Annotated in this window: 14 protein-coding genes; 11 read left to right on the forward strand and 3 right to left on the reverse strand. The window is 68.1% G+C overall.

From position 1 onward, the window contains the following. The first annotated feature begins 65 nt into the window (after nt 1-65). On the forward strand, nt 66-1,241 hold the full coding sequence (locus R2707_10785) for a hypothetical protein (protein MEZ5245574.1): 1,176 nt from the start codon (nt 66-68) through the stop codon (nt 1,239-1,241). Nucleotides 1,242-1,254: 13 nt separating this feature from the next. On the opposite strand, the gene R2707_10790 is transcribed toward R2707_10785, so the two are convergent. Then, nucleotides 1,255-2,235, reverse strand: coding sequence for a 2-oxoglutarate and iron-dependent oxygenase domain-containing protein (locus tag R2707_10790; protein ID MEZ5245575.1), 981 nt, complete (start codon nt 2,233-2,235; stop codon nt 1,255-1,257). 127 nt (nt 2,236-2,362) lie between these two features. Between R2707_10790 and R2707_10795 the strand changes: the two genes are divergently transcribed. From R2707_10795 to R2707_10810, 4 genes are read left to right on the forward strand one after another with little or no spacing between them, the layout of a single operon-like run. Further along, a complete protein-coding gene (locus R2707_10795; protein MEZ5245576.1) occupies nt 2,363-2,815 on the forward strand; it encodes a sigma-70 family RNA polymerase sigma factor in 453 nt (150 codons plus the stop codon). Further along, complete coding sequence (locus R2707_10800; GenBank protein ID MEZ5245577.1) at nt 2,812-4,722, forward strand: hypothetical protein; 1,911 nt, start codon at nt 2,812-2,814, stop codon at nt 4,720-4,722. The genes R2707_10795 and R2707_10800 overlap by 4 nt, the downstream gene beginning before the upstream one ends. A gap of 44 nt (nt 4,723-4,766) precedes the next feature. Then, on the forward strand, nt 4,767-5,003 hold the full coding sequence (locus R2707_10805) for an AbrB/MazE/SpoVT family DNA-binding domain-containing protein (GenBank protein MEZ5245578.1): 237 nt from the start codon (nt 4,767-4,769) through the stop codon (nt 5,001-5,003). Beyond that, nucleotides 5,000-5,437, forward strand: a complete 438-nt coding sequence (locus R2707_10810) for a hypothetical protein (GenBank protein ID MEZ5245579.1) — start codon at nt 5,000-5,002, stop codon at nt 5,435-5,437. The genes R2707_10805 and R2707_10810 overlap by 4 nt, the downstream gene beginning before the upstream one ends. Here the strand turns inward: R2707_10810 and R2707_10815 are convergent. Then, nucleotides 5,406-6,377, reverse strand: coding sequence for a prolyl oligopeptidase family serine peptidase (locus R2707_10815; protein MEZ5245580.1), 972 nt, complete (start codon nt 6,375-6,377; stop codon nt 5,406-5,408). The genes R2707_10810 and R2707_10815 overlap by 32 nt on opposite strands. A gap of 77 nt (nt 6,378-6,454) precedes the next feature. On the opposite strand from R2707_10815, the gene R2707_10820 reads away from it, so the two are divergent. From R2707_10820 to R2707_10840, 5 genes are all read left to right on the forward strand, one after another. Beyond that, nucleotides 6,455-7,180 (forward strand): alanyl-tRNA editing protein, encoded by a 726-nt coding sequence (locus R2707_10820; GenBank protein MEZ5245581.1) that lies wholly within the window; start codon nt 6,455-6,457, stop codon nt 7,178-7,180. Between the two features lie 115 nt (nt 7,181-7,295). Then, the gene (locus tag R2707_10825; protein MEZ5245582.1) at nt 7,296-8,726 is read left to right on the forward strand and encodes an aldehyde dehydrogenase family protein; all 1,431 of its coding nucleotides are present in this window, start codon (nt 7,296-7,298) and stop codon (nt 8,724-8,726) included. Nucleotides 8,727-8,832: 106 nt separating this feature from the next. Beyond that, nucleotides 8,833-10,068, forward strand: a complete 1,236-nt coding sequence (locus R2707_10830) for an NAD(P)/FAD-dependent oxidoreductase (GenBank protein MEZ5245583.1) — start codon at nt 8,833-8,835, stop codon at nt 10,066-10,068. 225 nt (nt 10,069-10,293) lie between these two features. Continuing rightward, nucleotides 10,294-12,774, forward strand: a complete 2,481-nt coding sequence (locus tag R2707_10835; GenBank protein ID MEZ5245584.1) for a ribonucleoside-diphosphate reductase subunit alpha — start codon at nt 10,294-10,296, stop codon at nt 12,772-12,774. Continuing rightward, nucleotides 12,774-13,862, forward strand: a complete 1,089-nt coding sequence (locus R2707_10840) for a ribonucleotide-diphosphate reductase subunit beta (protein MEZ5245585.1) — start codon at nt 12,774-12,776, stop codon at nt 13,860-13,862. The genes R2707_10835 and R2707_10840 overlap by 1 nt, the downstream gene beginning before the upstream one ends. Nucleotides 13,863-14,002: 140 nt before the next feature. Here R2707_10840 and R2707_10845 read toward each other — a convergent pair whose 3' ends face one another. Then, nucleotides 14,003-15,235 carry a threonine ammonia-lyase gene (locus R2707_10845; GenBank protein ID MEZ5245586.1) on the reverse strand — a complete coding sequence of 411 codons (1,233 nt, stop codon included), beginning with the start codon at nt 15,233-15,235 and terminating at the stop codon, nt 14,003-14,005. Nucleotides 15,236-15,332: 97 nt separating this feature from the next. Between R2707_10845 and R2707_10850 the strand changes: the two genes are divergently transcribed. Further along, nucleotides 15,333-17,540 carry a cation:proton antiporter gene (locus R2707_10850; protein ID MEZ5245587.1) on the forward strand — a complete coding sequence of 736 codons (2,208 nt, stop codon included), beginning with the start codon at nt 15,333-15,335 and terminating at the stop codon, nt 17,538-17,540. Nucleotides 17,541-17,548: the final 8 nt, after the last annotated feature.

Consider the following 17,548-nt stretch of genomic DNA (forward strand, 5'->3'; position numbering starts at 1 on the left):
GGGAGACCCAGAAGGTATGGGTGTCTGACCCCGGCGTACTTTCCCGAGTGGCTACCGTTGCTGCCATGGCGAAGCGGATGCGGACTGTTCTGTTCTCGGCTGTCGTGGTGGCCCTCGTGGCCACCTCATGCGGCGGAGGTGACGGCGAGTCGAACGAGGTAAGCGACCCCACGACCGCCACTGCGGTGACCACCTCCGTCCCCACGACGTCGACCACCTCCTCCTCCTCCACCACCACCGAACCGCCGTCGCCGACCGGCCCGACCCCGCTCCCGCTCGACGAGATCCCCGACCTCGTCGTGGCTTGGGGGGACGGCACCGGCGACCCGCTCGAACTCGCACTGGCGATCATCGGCTTCCCACTCGCGATCCCGACTCCGGAGAACACCACGCCGCTGCGCGTCTCGGTCGACATGGTCCCCGGGAGCGACGAGCGGTCGCCCTGGACGTGGGACTGGAGCTACGAGGTCCTCTCGGCCGACCCCATGCCCGACATCGACATCCAGGCCGACGAACCGAGCCCGGGCAACGTCGCCCTCCGCGAGTTCTACGACCCGATCATGACCGACCTGGGTTGGACCTATTCCAACTCGACCGGGAGCGACCCGAGCAGCGGAGCCGGTGGGCCCCAGTCGATCAATCACGTGTACCAGAGCGGCGCCGCGACGATCGTGGTGAACGGTCTCCCGGCCACACCGAAGCCGATCTTCGTGTGGGCCGACGAGGAACAGGTCTACGGCGAGGGAATCCCCGGCTACCAGGTCGACGTGCCGTTCGAGTTCGAACCCGGCGTGATCCCGGTGCCGTTCATCCAGACGATCGTGGACGAGCTCCCCGAGATCGACGGCGCGCAGCTCACCGACGTCCGGCTCCAGAGCTGGAACCGTTCGGAGGACAGCTTCGACGCCGACCGAGGGCTTCGCTACCTCGAGGTGACCATCGAGCTGACGCTCGCACCCGATGCCGTCGACGACGCGAAGGCGACGTTCGCCGGCGACCTCGGAACGTCGGCGTTCTTCGCCGGCGAGGAGAGCTTCTTCGAGCCGGGATTCGTCGAGCCCGCGGAGCCACGGGAGTTCGGCGACGACTGGACCCAGCCCGTCGTTTTCCTCGACCGCTACGAGGGATCGATCGTCGTCTCCGTGCAGGACAGCGCCGAAGACGACCGTGCCGGGGCCACTGCGACGGTGAAGGTCACCTTCGAGCCGAATCGGCCCGTGCTCGAGGAACTCTCGGACTGATTCGAGGTGACGTTCAGTCGGTGACCCGCCGGCCGTCCTCGACGAGGTTGATCTCCCAGAGCACCTTGTCGAGCGCGTCGGCCGCGCTGATGGTCGGGAACCGCAGCGGCGTCTCCGCGGTGACGCAGGTGCCGATGGGCTGGAGCATCGTCCACGGTGTCGGGTGGGCGAACTGGACGACCGAGTAGCGGTCGCCCTGCTGGCCCGGGGCCGACACCACGCGATGGATACCCGGCGGGATCACCCCGTTGGTGAGCCGCTCGAGCATGAGGCCCGTGTTGATGATTGCCCGGTCGGGCGGGGGTGCCGCGTCGACCCACTCGTCGTCGATCTTCACCTGCAGGCCGGCAGCGGTGGCCCGGGGCAGGGCGGTGATCAGGTTGATGTCGGCATGCTCGCCGGCCCACACGTGTTGCTCGCCCGGCGCGTTCTCCATGGCCGGATAGTGGATCGCCCGGGTGAGGGTGGCGCCGTCGACCAGCATGTCGTCGAAGAAGCGCTCGTCGACACCGAGGCCGGCGGCGATGATGCGCAACACCCGCGCCTGCAACGACGCGATCGAGTGGTGGAAGTCCAGCAGGAGCTGATGGACGCCGGGCAGGTCGTTCTCCGGAAGCGTCGGGGGGCCGTAGCGATGCGGGTACTTGGACCGCAGCGGGTGGCCCTCGCCGAGGGGAGCGCCCCAGTTGAGCATCTCCTTCCAGTCGGGCACGTCGGCGCTCGCCGCCGTCTCGACGAGAAGGCCCGTGTAGCCGGTCTGCCCGTGCGACCCCGGCACGATGTACGCGTCCTTGTTCTCCTGCGGCAGCGTGAAGAACGCCTCGAGCTGCCCGTAGACCTCGTCGATCATGGTGACCGACAGGTCGTGCTCGACATAGACGAACCCGGTGCGCAGGCTCTGCGTCACCCCGTCGACCACGGCCTTTCGGGTCGCCGCATCGCCGTTCTCGAAGGCGATGAGGTCGACGTCGAGGATCTCCATGTCAGTGGCCATGTCTTCCACGCTACCCCCTTCCCCCTTTCCGCAAATCAAGGCGAGACGACCTGCAATTCGCGGGTGGGACAGCCTTCAGATCGGGGATGTGGCGCGGGGCGGCGGTTCTTCGGTTACTACGGGTGACATGGGAGACGAGAACGAGGAGGAGTTCGACGTGTTCGTCACGCGTGTCCAGCCCCAACTCGAACGTGCCCTCGCCGGTCATCTCCCCGCGCCGATGGTCGGCGACGCCGTCGCCGAGGCCCTCGCCTACGCCTGGGAGCACCGCGACCGCGTGCTCCCCATGACCAACCCCGCCGGCTATCTCTACCGGGTGGCCCAGTCACGCTCCCGCCGCCGCCGGCAAGGGCTCCTCCCGTGGACGTCCGACGACGCGATCCCCGACATCGAGCCCGGGCTGCCCGCCGCCCTGGCCCGACTCTCGCCGAAGCAGTCGCAGGCGATCTGGCTCGTCCATGCGGCGGGCATGACGCATGTCGAAGCGGGCGAGGCGATGGGCATCAGCGCATCCACCGTCGCCAACCACCTCGAGCGGGGCATGATCCGCCTGCGCACCGAACTGGGAGTCGACCGATGACCCTCGAGGACCAGATCCGCCGCATGGGCGAAGCCCGGGCGAGCGTGATCTCGACACCGACGTGGCGAGATCACGTCGGCGGCGGTCGGGGCCTGCCGTGGCGCTGGGCGGGTGCCGCCGTCGCGATCCTCGTCCTGGCCGTCGGGGCGTTCGCCGTTCTCCCTGGTGATGATCCCGACACCGACGTCGCCGGACCCGAGTCGGCTCGCCGCTGGATACCGGCGTCCGGCGTGGAACGTATCGACTACCCGGGCGAGCTCGCATTCGTGGCCGGCTTCCTCGCCTGGCCTGAAGTCGCGCTCGTCACTCCGGACGCGCGAACCGACGTTGCGGTCGACGACATCACGCGACTGTTCGGCGGCTCCACGCCCTATCGGAGGAACACTGTGCCGGCCGACGGATTCAGCGTCTCCACCCGCAACGACGGTGTCGTCGCCGTCTCATTCACGAGAGGCGGCGACGAGGATCTCGTCGCGAGCATCGAGACGCGACGGTTCTCGGCCCAAGATCTCGAGCGGAGGGCCGCGGAACTCCTCGGCGTCACGACCGACCTCGCCGCGCTGGCCGACGCGGTCGCCTCCTGGGACGACGCGCTCGCGGTCGCCTACGTGGGCGAGCCCGTCCCCATCGAGGCGAGCATCTCCGCCGACGAGACCTTCGACGAAGCGGTCTTCTGGCTCCACACCGCGTCGGCAGGTCAGTTCCTGGCGACGAACGGCGGGGAACGTCCGGGCTGGTTCGACGAACTGCTCGCGCTGGAGTCGACCGACGACCACGCGCTCACCGAGGAGTACTTCGGCTCCGTCGGCGCCGGCCCCGTGGTGGGCGTCACCGACGCCGAGTGGTTGCTGATCGTCGACGACGTGCTCGGACCCGACCCCCAGGTGGAGTTCCCCGGAAGCGAGCTGCTGTTCGCGGCTCCCGGTGCGCCCGAGGTGGCGACGCCCGCGGCCGAGCCCGCTCGCACCGAGGACGGCGCATGGACGCTCGCCCTGAGGTTCGACGAGCCCACGAGTTTCCGCGACGGTGGCGCCGTCGTCGCCACGATCGGCGGGGTCACCCTCACCTTCGGCTTCGCCGAGCCCGGGATGACATTCACGGAGTTGACCGTGCCGACCCGCATGCTCGAGGCCGAGGCCCGGAGCTACGCCGAACTGATCAACGATGCGCTCGCCGACCCGGCTCCGACGGCCACGACGACCACCGATCCGTATCCGACGACGGGGCCGAGTCAGTCGGGCGTCTGCGCGGCCAACCCGGTGCCGAGCGACGACGTGCTCGACCTCGCCGCCCACATCGCCTTCGACCGGTCACCGCTCGACCTCGACCAGGACGGCGTCGACGACGAGATGCTCGTCTACGACGACGCCGACGGGAACTGGTTCCTGCTCGCTCGTCTCCAGGCCGGATGGACCAACGCGCTCGATCTGGGGACGCCGCCGGAGGTGCCGGGCCTCGCCCGGACGAGCGACGGCGTCCCCGCGGGGACGGATCTCGACGACGACGGCGGCCTCGAGTTCTTCGTCACCGGATACCTCGGGCCGTCAGCAGGGATGGTCACGCTTCGGGGCTGCGAACTCGTCGACGAGTTCTTCCTCGACGAGCCAGCCGAAGGAATCGGTGCCACCTTCGGCGTTCAGATCGGGCTCTCGCCCGACATTCCGCTGTGTCAGGGACGGGCGTGTGCGACCCGCGTCCGGTGTGTCGACGACGTGCTCACACAGGAACTGTTCGTGGGAGTGGCCGTCAACGACGACTCGGGATACTGGACGACAGTCGAGCTACGACTCGATCCGAGCGGCATGATCATCAGCAACGAACTGCCAACCCGTCCCGTGGGACCGTTCGAAACACTCGACGATCCCCCGACCGAGGCCACCACCGGCGTGATCGACTGCGTTCCCTGAGCACGCTTGGTAGCGGGCATCCGCTCACCAAGTACGCTGCATGCATGACGAACATCGATCAGTACCTCGTCTCCGCCTCCGGGCAGATGTCGTTGCCCGCTGCGGCGCGCCGCCGATGGGGACTCGCCCAAGGCGGCCCGGTCGATGTGCTCGACCTCGGGTTCGGCGTGCTGACCGTCCCGGCCGGCGACGGGCCGGCCCTGCTCGACGACCTGCTCAGCGCCGGTGACCATCGCGCGTTCGTGGCCGCCCTCGATGACCCCGAACTCGCGACGACGTGAGCCACGTCGTCCTCGACGACCACCTGCTGCGGGATCTGCTGGCCGATCGACCCGCGCCCGCGCTCGCCCGCATCCTCCGTACCCGCGCGCCGGCGACCACGAACCTCTACTACCTCCGACTCTGCCGAAGCGTCGTGAGTGCCCGCGGCGGCACGCTCACCGGCTCGTGGCCGACCGAGCAGCGCCGAGCGCTCGGCCGGGCCCTCATCGCCCTTCCCGACGAGATCCGGATCCTCTCGCTCAGGACGCTCGCGTACGACATCGCAACGCTGGCCGAAGACCACGGCCTCTCGAGTCTCGGGGCGGAGGCGATCGCCGCGTGCCAGATGCTCGACGCGCCGCTCTACGTCGACGAAGCCGACGACGGTCCGCGCATCCGCGGTGCCGCAGCGGTCCTGCGCATCACGTACCGGACCGTCCCGAGAACGGCCTGATCCACGAGCGCCGTTCCGCGACCGAACCGACGTACGAGTCGATCACCGGCACCAGCGCGGCACCGGCCGCGGTCAACGAGTCGGTCCCGTAGCCGTCGAACACGTGGTTCTCCCCTTCGAGCAGGAGCAGTTCGACGTCGACGCCCTCGGACTCGAGCGCGTCGGCGAGAGCCGCGGCGCCGGCCGGGTCGGTCATGACGTCGTCGGTCCCGTGCACGATCAGCACCGGCGCATCATCGGCCGACGCCATGGCGATCGTGCTCGCGGCCACGGGAACGTCGGCCGCCCCATAGTACTGCTCACCGTGGAACTGCGAGCCGTCGTAGTAGCCGTAGAACAGGATCGCGCCGTCGACCCGGGTCGACACACCCTGGTGCAACTCGGCGCCCGCGTAGGCCGGATCGTCGGCCGCCGTGGCGACGACGGCGGCGAGTCGTGCACCGGCGCTGAACCCGTGCAAGATCACGTCGTCCACCTCGAGCATGCCCTCGGAGCCGAGGATCCGGATGTACTGCACGGCCGCCATCACGTTCTGCTCCGGCCGCGGATAGGCGGCCGCATCGGAGCCGGTGTCGAGCAGCGTGTAGTCGATGACGAAGGTGGCGCGGCGTGCGGCCAGGTGTGCGTCGCGCCACACCGCCACGTCGGCGGGATCGCCCTCGTAGCCGCCGCCGCCATGGATCAGGATCACGACGTCGCCATGGTGACCGACCGGCACGCAGAGCTCGCCACTCATTGGCGCCACCGCGCCGGCCGGCGTGTAGCCGACACGGTCGCAGTCGGGTTCCGTGTCGATGGCCATCTTCGGCGGGGTTTCGGGAGCGGCCACCGGCTCGATGGTCGGGGCGGCGGCCGCGGTCACGCCGGAACCGAGACCGACGAGGACTGCGACCGCCGTCGCGACCACCGAACCGATGCGCCTGGGGGAACGCCGGAACATGCCTTCACCGTGACGACCCTTGGTAAGCGGCGGAGAAGAGGAGTGTGAACAATCCGTGAAGGGCTACCGTCGCCTTCATGACCGAGCAGCTGTACCTCGCCGATCAGGAACTGCGGACGTTCACCGCCACCGTGACCGGGGTCGAGCCCGCCGACGAGGGTGACGGCGGTCGGGTCCTCCTCGACCGCACCACCTTCTACGCGACCGGAGGCGGCCAGCCTCACGACACCGGCACCCTCACGATCGACGGCGCCGACCAGGAGGTGACCGACGTCCGCAAGCAGGGCGTCGACATCTGGCACTCGATCGGCGGGCCACTGCCCGAGGTCGGCACCGAGGTCACCGGCGAGGTCGACTGGGAGCGTCGTCATCAGCTCATGCGCACCCACTCCGCGATGCACGTGCTCGGCGGAGTGATCTGGAACGAGTACCGGGTGCTGTCCACCGGCAACAACATGGAGCCGCTGAAGGGCCGGATCGACTACGAGTTCGACCCCCTCCCCGAAGGGTTCGCCGAGAAGATCGAAACCGCCGTCAACGCCGAGATCGCAGCGGACCGCCCGATCGAGGTGACGTTCCTCCCCCGCGAGACCGCGGTGGAAGACGAGGACCTCATCCGCACGAAGGTCAACATGATCCCCGAGTCGGTCGCGGAGATCCGCGTCGTCGACATCGTCGGGCTCGACAAGCAGGCCGACGGCGGCACCCATGTCCGCTCCACCGGCGAGATCGGCACGTTCACCGTGGTCAAGACCGAGTCGAAGGGCAAGGGCAACAAGCGCATCCGCTGGGAGCTGGCGTGACCAACAACCGCTTCTGAAGGCGGCCCGACCCGAAAAACGCGGGCGAACCCACCCAAATTTGGTGGGGTGGGGGGTGCGGGTGCGCAGGGCGGGGATCGCTGGCATCCTTTGGGGTATGGCCATCACCGATCGTTCAGATTCAGCGGATTCCGACATCGACCTGACCACGGTCGACGTGGCGGGGATCGTCTCGCGGGTCCGCGAGACCTACAACAGTGGCCGCACCCGCCCGATCGAATGGCGCGAGGAGCAGCTCGACGGACTGGTCCGCATGCTCAAGCTCGAGAGTCCGCGCCTCGAGGCCGCCCTCGCCGCCGACATGGGCAAGCCGGCGATGGAGGGCTTCACCACCGACGTCGGATTCATCGCCACCGAGATCGCCACGATGCGCAAGCACGTCGCCAAGTGGGCCAAGCCCCGCAAGGTCCGCCTGCCGATGACCGCCATGCCCGGCAAGGGCTACATCGTCCCCGAGCCCCTCGGCGTCGCCCTCGTGATCGCGCCGTGGAACTACCCGATCAACCTGCTCCTGTTGCCCGTTGCCGCCGCGATCGCCGCGGGCAACGCCGTGATCGCCAAGCCGTCGGAGCTCGCCGGGGAGACGAGCAGGGCGCTCGCCGAGCTCATCCCCCGCTATGTCGACCCCGAGGCCATCGCCGTGATCGAGGGCGACGTCGCCGTGGCCACCGAGCTGCTCGAACAGCGCTTCGACCACATCTTCTACACGGGCTCCACCGAGGTCGGCCGCATCGTCGCCACTGCCGCGGCACGGTTCCTGACCCCGGTCACCCTCGAGCTCGGCGGCAAGAGCCCCGTGTTCGTCGACGACTCGGCCAACATCGAGGTCACCGGACGCCGCCTCGCGTGGGGCAAGTGGCTCAACGCGGGCCAGACCTGCGTGGCCCCCGACTTCGTCCTCGTGACCGACAAGACCCGCGACGCCCTCGTCGACAGCATGCGGACCGCCTTCGACGAGTTCGCCGACGGCAAGGGCACGAAGGACAACCCCGACTTCACCTCCATCGTCAACGAACGCCACGCCGGCCGCCTCCAGGGCCTGCTCGCCGATCACGGCGGCACGATCGCCCTGGGCGGCGACAGCGACGTCGACGCGAGATACGTGGAACCGACGATCGTCGTCGACCCCGATCCCGACTCGCCGCTGATGCGCCAGGAGATCTTCGGACCGATCCTGCCGATCATCACCGTCGAGTCGATGCACGAGGCGGTCGAGTTCGTCAACGACCGCGAAAAGCCGCTCGCCCTCTACGTGTTCGCCGAGGACGACGAGAAGGCCGATGAGCTGCTCGCGCAGACGACCTCCGGCGGCGCCTGCGTCAACCACGTGATCCAGCACCTCGTCCCCGCCGATCTCCCGTTCGGCGGCGTCGGCGAGTCCGGCACCGGCCGCTACCACGGCCAGTCGGGCTTCGACACGTTCTCCAATCTCCGTTCGGTGCTGAAGAAGCCGACGAAGATGGACCTGAAGATGCTGTACCCGCCCTACACCGCCAAGAAGGAAAAGCTGATCCGCCGGTTCATCTGAGCGGACTCGCGATGCGCGCGACACAAAGAAGTCGGCGCCGGGGTCGACCACACGCCGGGCGGTCGGTAACGTGCTCCTCCGTGACTCCGCGGGGCGAGTTCGAGGCATGACCTCTCATGATGTCGTCGTCGTCGGCGCAGGCCTCGCCGGCCTCGCTGCGGCCATCCGACTCCGCGACCGGGGTCACGAGCCGCTCGTGCTCGAGCGCTCCGACGGGCCCGGCGGCCGCGTCCGCACCGACGACGTCGACGGCTTCCGGCTCGACCGCGGCTTTCAGATCTTCCTGAAGGCCTACCCCACCGCGCACGACATGCTCGATTACGACGCGCTCGACCTGCGCGCGTTCGATGCCGGGTCGCTCGTGCGCATCGGCGACCGGTTCCATCGCGTCGCCGACCCGTTCAGGAATCCCGGCGACGCCTTCGGCACGATGCGAGCGCCCATCGGCAACCTCAAGGACAAGCTGGCGATCCTCAAGTTCCGCAACAAGGTCCTGAAGCCCGAGATCGAAGAACTCTTCACGGCCAAGGAGACCACCGCGCTGGAACGACTCCGGGAGGCCGGCTTCTCCGAGCGCATGATCGACCGGTTCCTGCGTCCGCTGTTCAGCGGCATCGCCCTCGATCCCGAGCTCGGGTTCTCGAGCCGTTCGCTCGAGTTCATCTTCCGCATGTTGTCCGACGACGACGCCACCGTACCGGCGGGCGGCATGGGGCAGATCTCGCTCCAGCTCGCCTCTCGGCTCCCGGCCGGGACCATCCGCTACGGCACCGAGGTGACCGAGGTCGGCGAACACCATGTCGTCGTCGACGGCAGCAGGGTCGAATCCCAGGCCGTGGTGGTGGCCACCGACGCAGTCGATGCGGCCCGACTCACCGCGGGCGAGGTCGGCGACCCCGGCACCAACCCGGTCACGACATGGTGGTTCGCCGCCGACGAGACGCCGGTGCAACGGCCGGTGATCGTCCTCAACGGCAACGGGACCGGCGCCGTCAACAACCTCGCCGTGCTCTCGCAGGTCTCCCCCGAATACAGCCCCGACGACCGGGCACTGATCGCGGTCTCGACGCCCCATCTCGGGGTCGAGGAGTCCGCGGTGCGGTCGACCCTCGCCGAGTGGTACGGCGGGGTCGTCGAAGACTGGCAGACACTGCGGGTCGACGAGATCGAGCGGGCGCAACCCCGCCAGAACGTGGGCGAGGATCCCGACCAGTCGGTGCGGCTCCCGTCGGGCATGTTCGTGGCCGGCGATCACCGTCAGCACGCCTCGATCAACGGTGCCCTCACCTCCGGGTGGCGGGCCGCCGATGCCGTCACCGCCCGGCTCTGTCGCGACTGCTGAAACCGGGTCCGACCGAGGTGTGGGGCGCGTGTCGTTCGCGACTCCGCGCCGTTTGTGCAGGTCAGCGAGGCGCGACGGCACGCCGAAACTTCCCCTTGACGTGGGTGTAGTTACGCGACTGTAATTACGAGTCCGCAACTCTCGACAGAGCGGCGCGGCGAGGCGTGATCTGACCGGGAGTCACCGCCTTCGACTCGCACTTCCCGGCGCGGGGAAGGGGCCACGATGGCTATTACCGATGAGACGATCACGACCGAGCGCCTGAGCGCAGTCGCCAACCAGGAATCGAGCGGTACGACCGCGACGACGATGCGGGTGAAGAAGCGCAGCGGTGCGCTCGAACCCGTCGATGTCAACAAGATCGTCAACGCCGTCGCCCGAGCGACCGAAGGAATCGTCGGGGTCGATCCGATGGTCGTCTCGACCCGCACGATCGCCGCGCTGGCCGATGGCGCCACGACCCAGGAACTCGACGAGCTGTCGATTCGCACCGCGGCCGGTCTCATCGTCGAAGAGCCCGACTACTCCAAGGTGGCCGCCCGCCTCCTGTCGACCTACATCGACAAGGAGGTCCGCAACCAGAACGCTCCGTGGTTCTCCGAGTCGGTCGCGCTGGGTCACAAGGTCGGCATCATCGGCGACGAGGTCTTCGAATTCGTCAACGCCCACGCCCCCGAGCTCAACGCGGCGATCGACAGCCAGCGCGACAAGCGCTTCGAGTTCTTCGGCCTGCGCACCGTCTACGACCGCTACCTCCTGCGCCACCCCGAGACCCGCAAGGTCATCGAGACCCCGCAGTACTTCTTCCTGCGGGTCGCCTGCGGCCTGTCGACCAACCCCGAGGAAGCGATCCGCTTCTACGACCTGATGTCGTCGCTCGCCTACCTCCCGTCCTCGCCCACCCTGTTCAACTCGGGCACCACGCATCCCCAGATGTCGAGCTGCTACCTGCTCGATTCTCCGGAAGACTCGCTGGAAGGCATCTACAAGCGCTACACCGACATCGCCCGGCTCTCGAAGTTCGCCGGCGGCATCGGGGTCGCCTGGCACCGCATTCGTTCGAAGAACAGCCTCATCGTCGGCACCAACGGCCTGTCCAACGGCATCGTGCCGTGGCTCAAGACCCTCGATGCCTCCGTCGCCGCCGTCAACCAGGGAGGCCGCCGCAAGGGTGCCGCGTGCGTCTACCTCGAAGCGTGGCACGCCGACATCGACCAGTTCCTCGAGCTGCGCGACAACACCGGCGACCACGCCCGGCGCACCCACAACATCAACCTCGCCAACTGGATCCCCGACATGTTCATGGAACGGGTCGAGAAGGACTGGCAGTGGAGCCTCTTCGATCCGAAGAAGGTCCCCGAGCTGATCGACACCTTCGGCGACGAGTTCCGCGCCATCTACGAGCAGGCCGAGGCCGACGGCAAGTACGAAAAGCAGGTCCCTGCCCGGCAGCTCTACCAGCGGATGATGAAGACGCTGGCGGAGACCGGCAACGGCTGGATGACCTTCAAGGACTCCTCCAACGAGAAGTGCAACCAGACCGGGCCCGGCACCAGCGGTGGAACGGCGAACGCACGAGACCGCGTCGTGCACCTGTCCAACCTGTGCACCGAGATCCTCGAGGTCACCAGCCAGGACGAGACCGCGGTGTGCAACCTCGGCTCGGTCAACCTCGGTGAGTTCGTCGTCGAGTCCGAGGGCGTCATCGCCATGGACTACGTCCGCCTCGGCGAGGTCGTCCGCCAGGTCGTGCCGTTCCTCGACCGGGTGATCGACATCAACTACTACCCGACGAGCGAATCGGGCGCCTCCAACAGCCGCTGGCGTCCAGTCGGTCTCGGGTTGATGGGTCTCCAGGACGTCTTCTTCAAGATGGGCGTGCCGTTCGATTCCCCGGTGGCGCGCGACGTCAGCCGTCGGATCTCCGAAGAGATCTACTTCAACGCCCTGTGGGCATCGACCGAGCTCGCGGAAGCCAATGGCCCCCACGCGGCGTTTGCCGAGACCCGCGCCGCGGCCGGCGACCTCCAGTTCGACCTCTGGGGCGTGGAGCCGTCCGATCCCGAACGGTGGGTCCCGCTACGCGAGCGCATCGAGAGCCACGGTCTGCGCAACTCCCTGATGATCGCCATCGCCCCGACGGCGACGATCGCGTCGATCGCGGGCTGCTACGAGTGCATCGAGCCGCAGGTCTCCAACCTGTTCAAGCGCGAAACCCTCTCGGGCGAGTTCATGCAGATCAACCGGCACCTGGTGAAAGAACTCCAACGCCGCAACCTGTGGGATGCCGAGATGATCGGCGACGTGAAGAAGGCCGAAGGCTCGATCCAGGGCATCGAGCGCATCCCCGACGACCTCAAGGCGATCTATCGCACCGCGTGGGAGATCCCGATGAAGTCGCTCATCGAGATGGCCGCCGACCGTGGCGCCTTCATCGACCAGAGCCAGTCGCTCAACCTCTTCATGGAAGCGCCCACCATCGGCAAGCTCTCGTCGATGTACATGTACGCATGGAAGTCCGGACTCAAGACCACCTACTACCTGCGCAGCCGGCCGGCGACGAAGATCAACAAGACCACCACCTCGGTCGGCCCCGAGTCGGGTCCGACCGGTGGGCCCGACGGTGCACCGAAGAAGACATTCACCGACGAAGAGGCCATCGCCTGCTCGCTGGAGAACCCCGAGGCCTGCGAGGCGTGCGACTGATGGCACTCGCCGACGACTATCTCAACACCGCGCCGGCGAGTGCGCCCGACACCAACGCCGGGCACTACGCGGCGCCGGCGAATTCCCGGACCAACATCCTCGACCCCGGGTTCAATCTCACGCTGCGGCCGATGCGCTACCCGCAGTTCTTCGACATGTACAAGGACGCGATCAAGAACACCTGGACGGTCGAGGAGATCGACTTCTCCGACGATCTGACCGATCTCGACCGCAAGCTCATGCCGGCCGAGAAGCACATGATCAGCCGACTGGTGGCGTTCTTCGCCACCGGCGATTCGATCGTGGCCAACAACCTCGTCCTCAACCTCTACGAGCACATCAACGCTCCCGAGGCTCGGATGTATCTGTCGCGCCAGCTCTACGAAGAGGCGCTCCACGTCCAGTTCTACCTGAACCTGCTCGACAACTACATCCCCGATCCCGCCGAGCGGGCCGAGGCCTTCGCCGCCATCGAGAACATCCCGTCGATCCGGGCCAAGGGCGAGTTCTGCTTCAAGTGGATGGAGTCGGTCGGCAACGGTCCCCTCGAGACGGTCGAGGACCGCAAGCGGTTCCTGATGAACCTGATCTGCTTCGCGACCTGCATCGAAGGCCTGTTCTTCTTCGCGGCATTCGCCTACGTCTACTTCCTGCGATCGAAGGGCCTGCTCAACGGGCTCGCCGCCGGGACCAACTGGGTGTTCCGCGACGAATCGATGCACATGAACTTCGCCCTCGAGGTGATCAACACGGTCCGGGCCGAAGAGCCCGAGCTGTTCGACGCCGATCTCGGTGAGCGCATCACACTGATGATCGAGGAAGCGGTCGACGCCGAGTTCAAGTTCGCCGAGGACCTCCTCGGCGAGGGAGTGCCCGGCATGTCGACCGGCGACACCCGCACCTATCTGGAGTTCGTCGCCGATCAGCGCCTTGCTCAGCTCGGTCTGGCCAAGCGATACGGCGCACAGAACCCGTTCTCGTTCATGGAGCTGCAAGACGTCCAGGAGCTCTCGAACTTCTTCGAGCGCACCGTCTCCGCCTACCAGGTCGGTGTCGAGGGCGACGTCTCCTTCGACGAGGAGTTCTAGCTCCGCCCCATTCCCCATGCGTCCGGCGGCCACGGCCGTCGTGCCACCACCACCCCGTCTCGCGAGGACGGGGCAACCCCCCTGACGGCCGTCCCGATCGCTTCACCGAAGCACGGGGCGGCCGTCCCGCGTCCGACCCGCTACCAGTCGACGAGGTCCGCGTTGAGGCCCTCGGCGCGGATCGCCTCGAGGACCCGGTCGGCATGGGCCGCATCGAGGGTGTCGATCCGCAACTCGAGAATCGTGCTGCGGGCACCGCTCGATCCGAGACCGTCGTGGTCGACCTCGACGACGTTGGCCGCTTCGCGGGCGATGACCTGCGACACCAGGGCCAGGCGGCCGGGGGTGTCGTCGAGCTCGACCCGGATGCGGTTGAGTCGACCCTGCACGGCCAGGCCCCGCAGCGCCACGACCGAGAGGGTGCGGGGATCGATGTTGCCGCCGCACAGCACGAGTCCGACCTTCTTCCCGGCGAAGCGTTCGGGGTAGGTCATGAGTGCGGCCAGGCCGGCCGCGCCGGCTCCCTCGACGACGGTCTTCTCGATCTCGAGCAGCATCGCGATGGCCTGCTCGATCGCCGCCTCGGGCACGACGAGTACGTCGACAGCGTGGGCTTCGAGGATCGCCGAGGTGATCCTCCCCGGCTCGGAGACGGCGATGCCATCAGCGACCGTCGACCCGGAACGGGCAGTGGAGGCACGTCCGGCCAGGCGATCGGCCATCGAAGGAAACCGCTCGGTCTGCACGCCGATGACCTCGACCGGGCGGCCGTGGCCGGTGGTCGCCACCGCGATCCCGGCCGACAGGCCGCCACCGCCGACCGCAGCGACGATCATGTCGAGGTCGGGCTCCTGCTCGAGCATCTCGAGCCCGACGGTCCCCTGCCCGGCGATCACGACGGGATCGTCGAACGGGTGGATGAACTCCAGATCCCGCTCCTCGGCCAGCTCGCGGGCCCGCACGGCGGCAGCCATGACGTCGGCTCCGGCCAGCACGACCTCGGCGCCGAGGTCGCGGGTGCGAGCGACCTTCACGAACGGGGTGTTCTCGGGCATGACGATCGTCGTGGGAAGCCCGAGCAGGGCGCCGTGGTGGGCCACTCCCTGCGCATGGTTTCCGGCCGACATCGCGATGACGCCGCGCCCGGGCGCGACGGCGAGCAGCCGGTTCCTCGCGCCGCGCCCCTTGAACGAGCCGGTGTACTGGAGGTTCTCGAACTTCAGATGGACATCGACCCCCGTGATGTCGCTGAGCGTCTGCGAACGGGTCAGCGGCGTGTATTCGATGACCCCGCGGAGCGCGTCGGCGGCCCGGCGAATGGCGTCGAGCGTCACCTCGTCGGGACTCGGACCGAGGGGTGCTCCTGCAGACATGCACCGAGGGTAGGGCCGTTGTGATCTCGGTGGGGCGAGGGCGCCGACCTTCGTTACTTTGTGAGAACCCCCATTTTCGACCCGTACCGGCACCGAGATGAATCTGAACCCCCCGACCGAGCATCAGCTCCTCGTCTTCTGGGTGGCGCTCCTCGTCATCCTCGTGGTCGCCCGAGGCCTCGGCGCACTCATGCAGCGGATCGGGCAACCGGCGGTCGTGGGAGAACTGGCCGCCGGTCTGGTGCTCGGGCCTTCACTGCTGGGCAACATCGCCCCGGATGTGACCGACTGGTTGTTTCCCGCCGACGACGCCCAGACGGCAATGCTCTTCACCGTCGGGTGGCTCGGCGTGTTGCTTCTTCTCGTGGGCACCGGATTCGAGACCGATCTGGGGCTCATCCAACGTCTCGGACGGGCCGCGTTCTTCGTCTCGGCCGGCTCGCTGATCGTGCCCGCGGCCGCCGGGTTCGCGGTCGGTTGGTTCATCCCGAATGCGTTCGTCGGCAGCGAGACGGAGCGCTACATCTTCGCCCTGTTCGTGGCCGCCGCGCTGTCGATCTCGTCACTACCGGTGATCGCGAAGATCCTCGGCGAGATGGGGCTGATGCGCCGCAACTTCGGGCAACTCACTCTGGCGGCGGGCATGGCGAACGATGTCATCGGCTGGATCCTGCTCGGCTTCATCGCCGGCCTCGCGCAGGCCGGCGGGGTCAAGCTCGACAAGCTGGCGTTCACGGTCGGCGGCGTCGCGATCTTCTTCGTCCTCGCCTTCACCGTCGGCCAGCGGATCGTCGACGCGTCGCTGCGTCGGGTGCGCGCCTCCGGTGGCGATGCCCTCTCGGGGCTGACGGTGGTGTTGATCACTGCCCTCGCCTTCGGCGTGATCACCCAATGGCTCCATGTCGAGGCCGTGCTCGGCGCGTTCATCGCCGGCGTGATCCTCGCACGATCGCGTTTCGCCGATCACGAATTGATCCGCCCGCTCGAGACGATGACGGCAGCGATCTTCGCCCCGATCTTCTTCGCCACCGCAGGCCTTCGCGTCGATCTCGGCCTCCTCGGCGACGGAGAGACCATCGTCTGGGCGATCGTCGTCCTGCTTGCCGCATCGCTCTCGAAGTTCATCGGTTCGCTGGCCGGTGCCCGGCTGTCGGCCATCCCGACCCGCGAGGGCGCCGCGCTCGGCGTGGGGCTCAATGCCCGCGGCGCGCTCGAGATCGTGATCGCCACGGTCGGCCTGTCCCTCGGGGTCCTCAACGACCGGTCCTACACCGTGGTCGTGCTGATGGCCATGGCCACATCCATGGCCGCACCGCCGATGCTGCGCCGCGTGCTGCGCAACTGGGAGGGGACGCCAGAGGAGCGCCAGCGCCTCGACCTCGAGGCACAGTTGACGGCGAATGCGGTCGTGCGCGGCGGGCGGGTCCTGATCCCGACCCGTGGTGGCATGTCATCGCTGCTGGCCGCCCAGGTCACCGGGCTCACCTGGCCCGACGACACCGATGTCACCCTGTTCACGGTCGGCACCGGACCCGCCCCCGACCTGAGCGCCCACGAGGCCGTGCTGCACCACTGCAACGTCGAGAGCGAACAGGTGGATGCCGAGAACGCGACCAACGCGATCCTCGCCGAAGCACGGCTCGGCTACGACGCCATCGTCGTCGGCGCGGGACCACACCGATCGGCGACGGTCACAGCCGAGATCGACGAGCTGCTCCGACGGAGTCCCATTCCGGTCGTGATCGTGCGGTCCGCCCCCGGGAACGGCGGGCGACTCCCGTGGGCGTTCGCCCGCGCGGTGGTGCCGGTGAACGGCGGCCGGTCGTCGCGCCCGGCCCAGGAGCTCGCCGCCTACCTCAGTGCCCGTATCGGCACCCACGTGCACCACCTCCACGTCAGCGCCGATCCGGCGAGCCGCTTCGAGACGATCCTCGGCGAGTACCCCCGACCGGGCTCATCCGGCCGCGGCGTCCTCAACGATGCGGCCGCGCTCGCGTCCACCGCAGGTGCCAACTTCTCCTCGATGCTCGAGCACAACACCAATCCTGCCGAGCAGATTCTCGCGACGGCCGATGAGGTCGCCGCAGACCTCGTGGTGATCTCGGGCGCCAGCCGCACGAGCGACGGCACCCTCTTCCTCGGCCACACCATCCGCCACGTCATCGACAACGCCGCGGCAACACTCATCGTCGCCCTCGTCCCGGAGCGGGATCGACCGGCCGACGACCACCTCGCCGCGGCATCGGGTGGAACCTCCACGACGGAAGAACCGGGTACTCGAAACCACGCCGATCCGCCCACGTGATCTCCGGA

It is taken from the genome of Acidimicrobiales bacterium (genome assembly GCA_041394245.1).
Taxonomy (GTDB): domain Bacteria; phylum Actinomycetota; class Acidimicrobiia; order Acidimicrobiales; family Aldehydirespiratoraceae; genus JAJRXC01.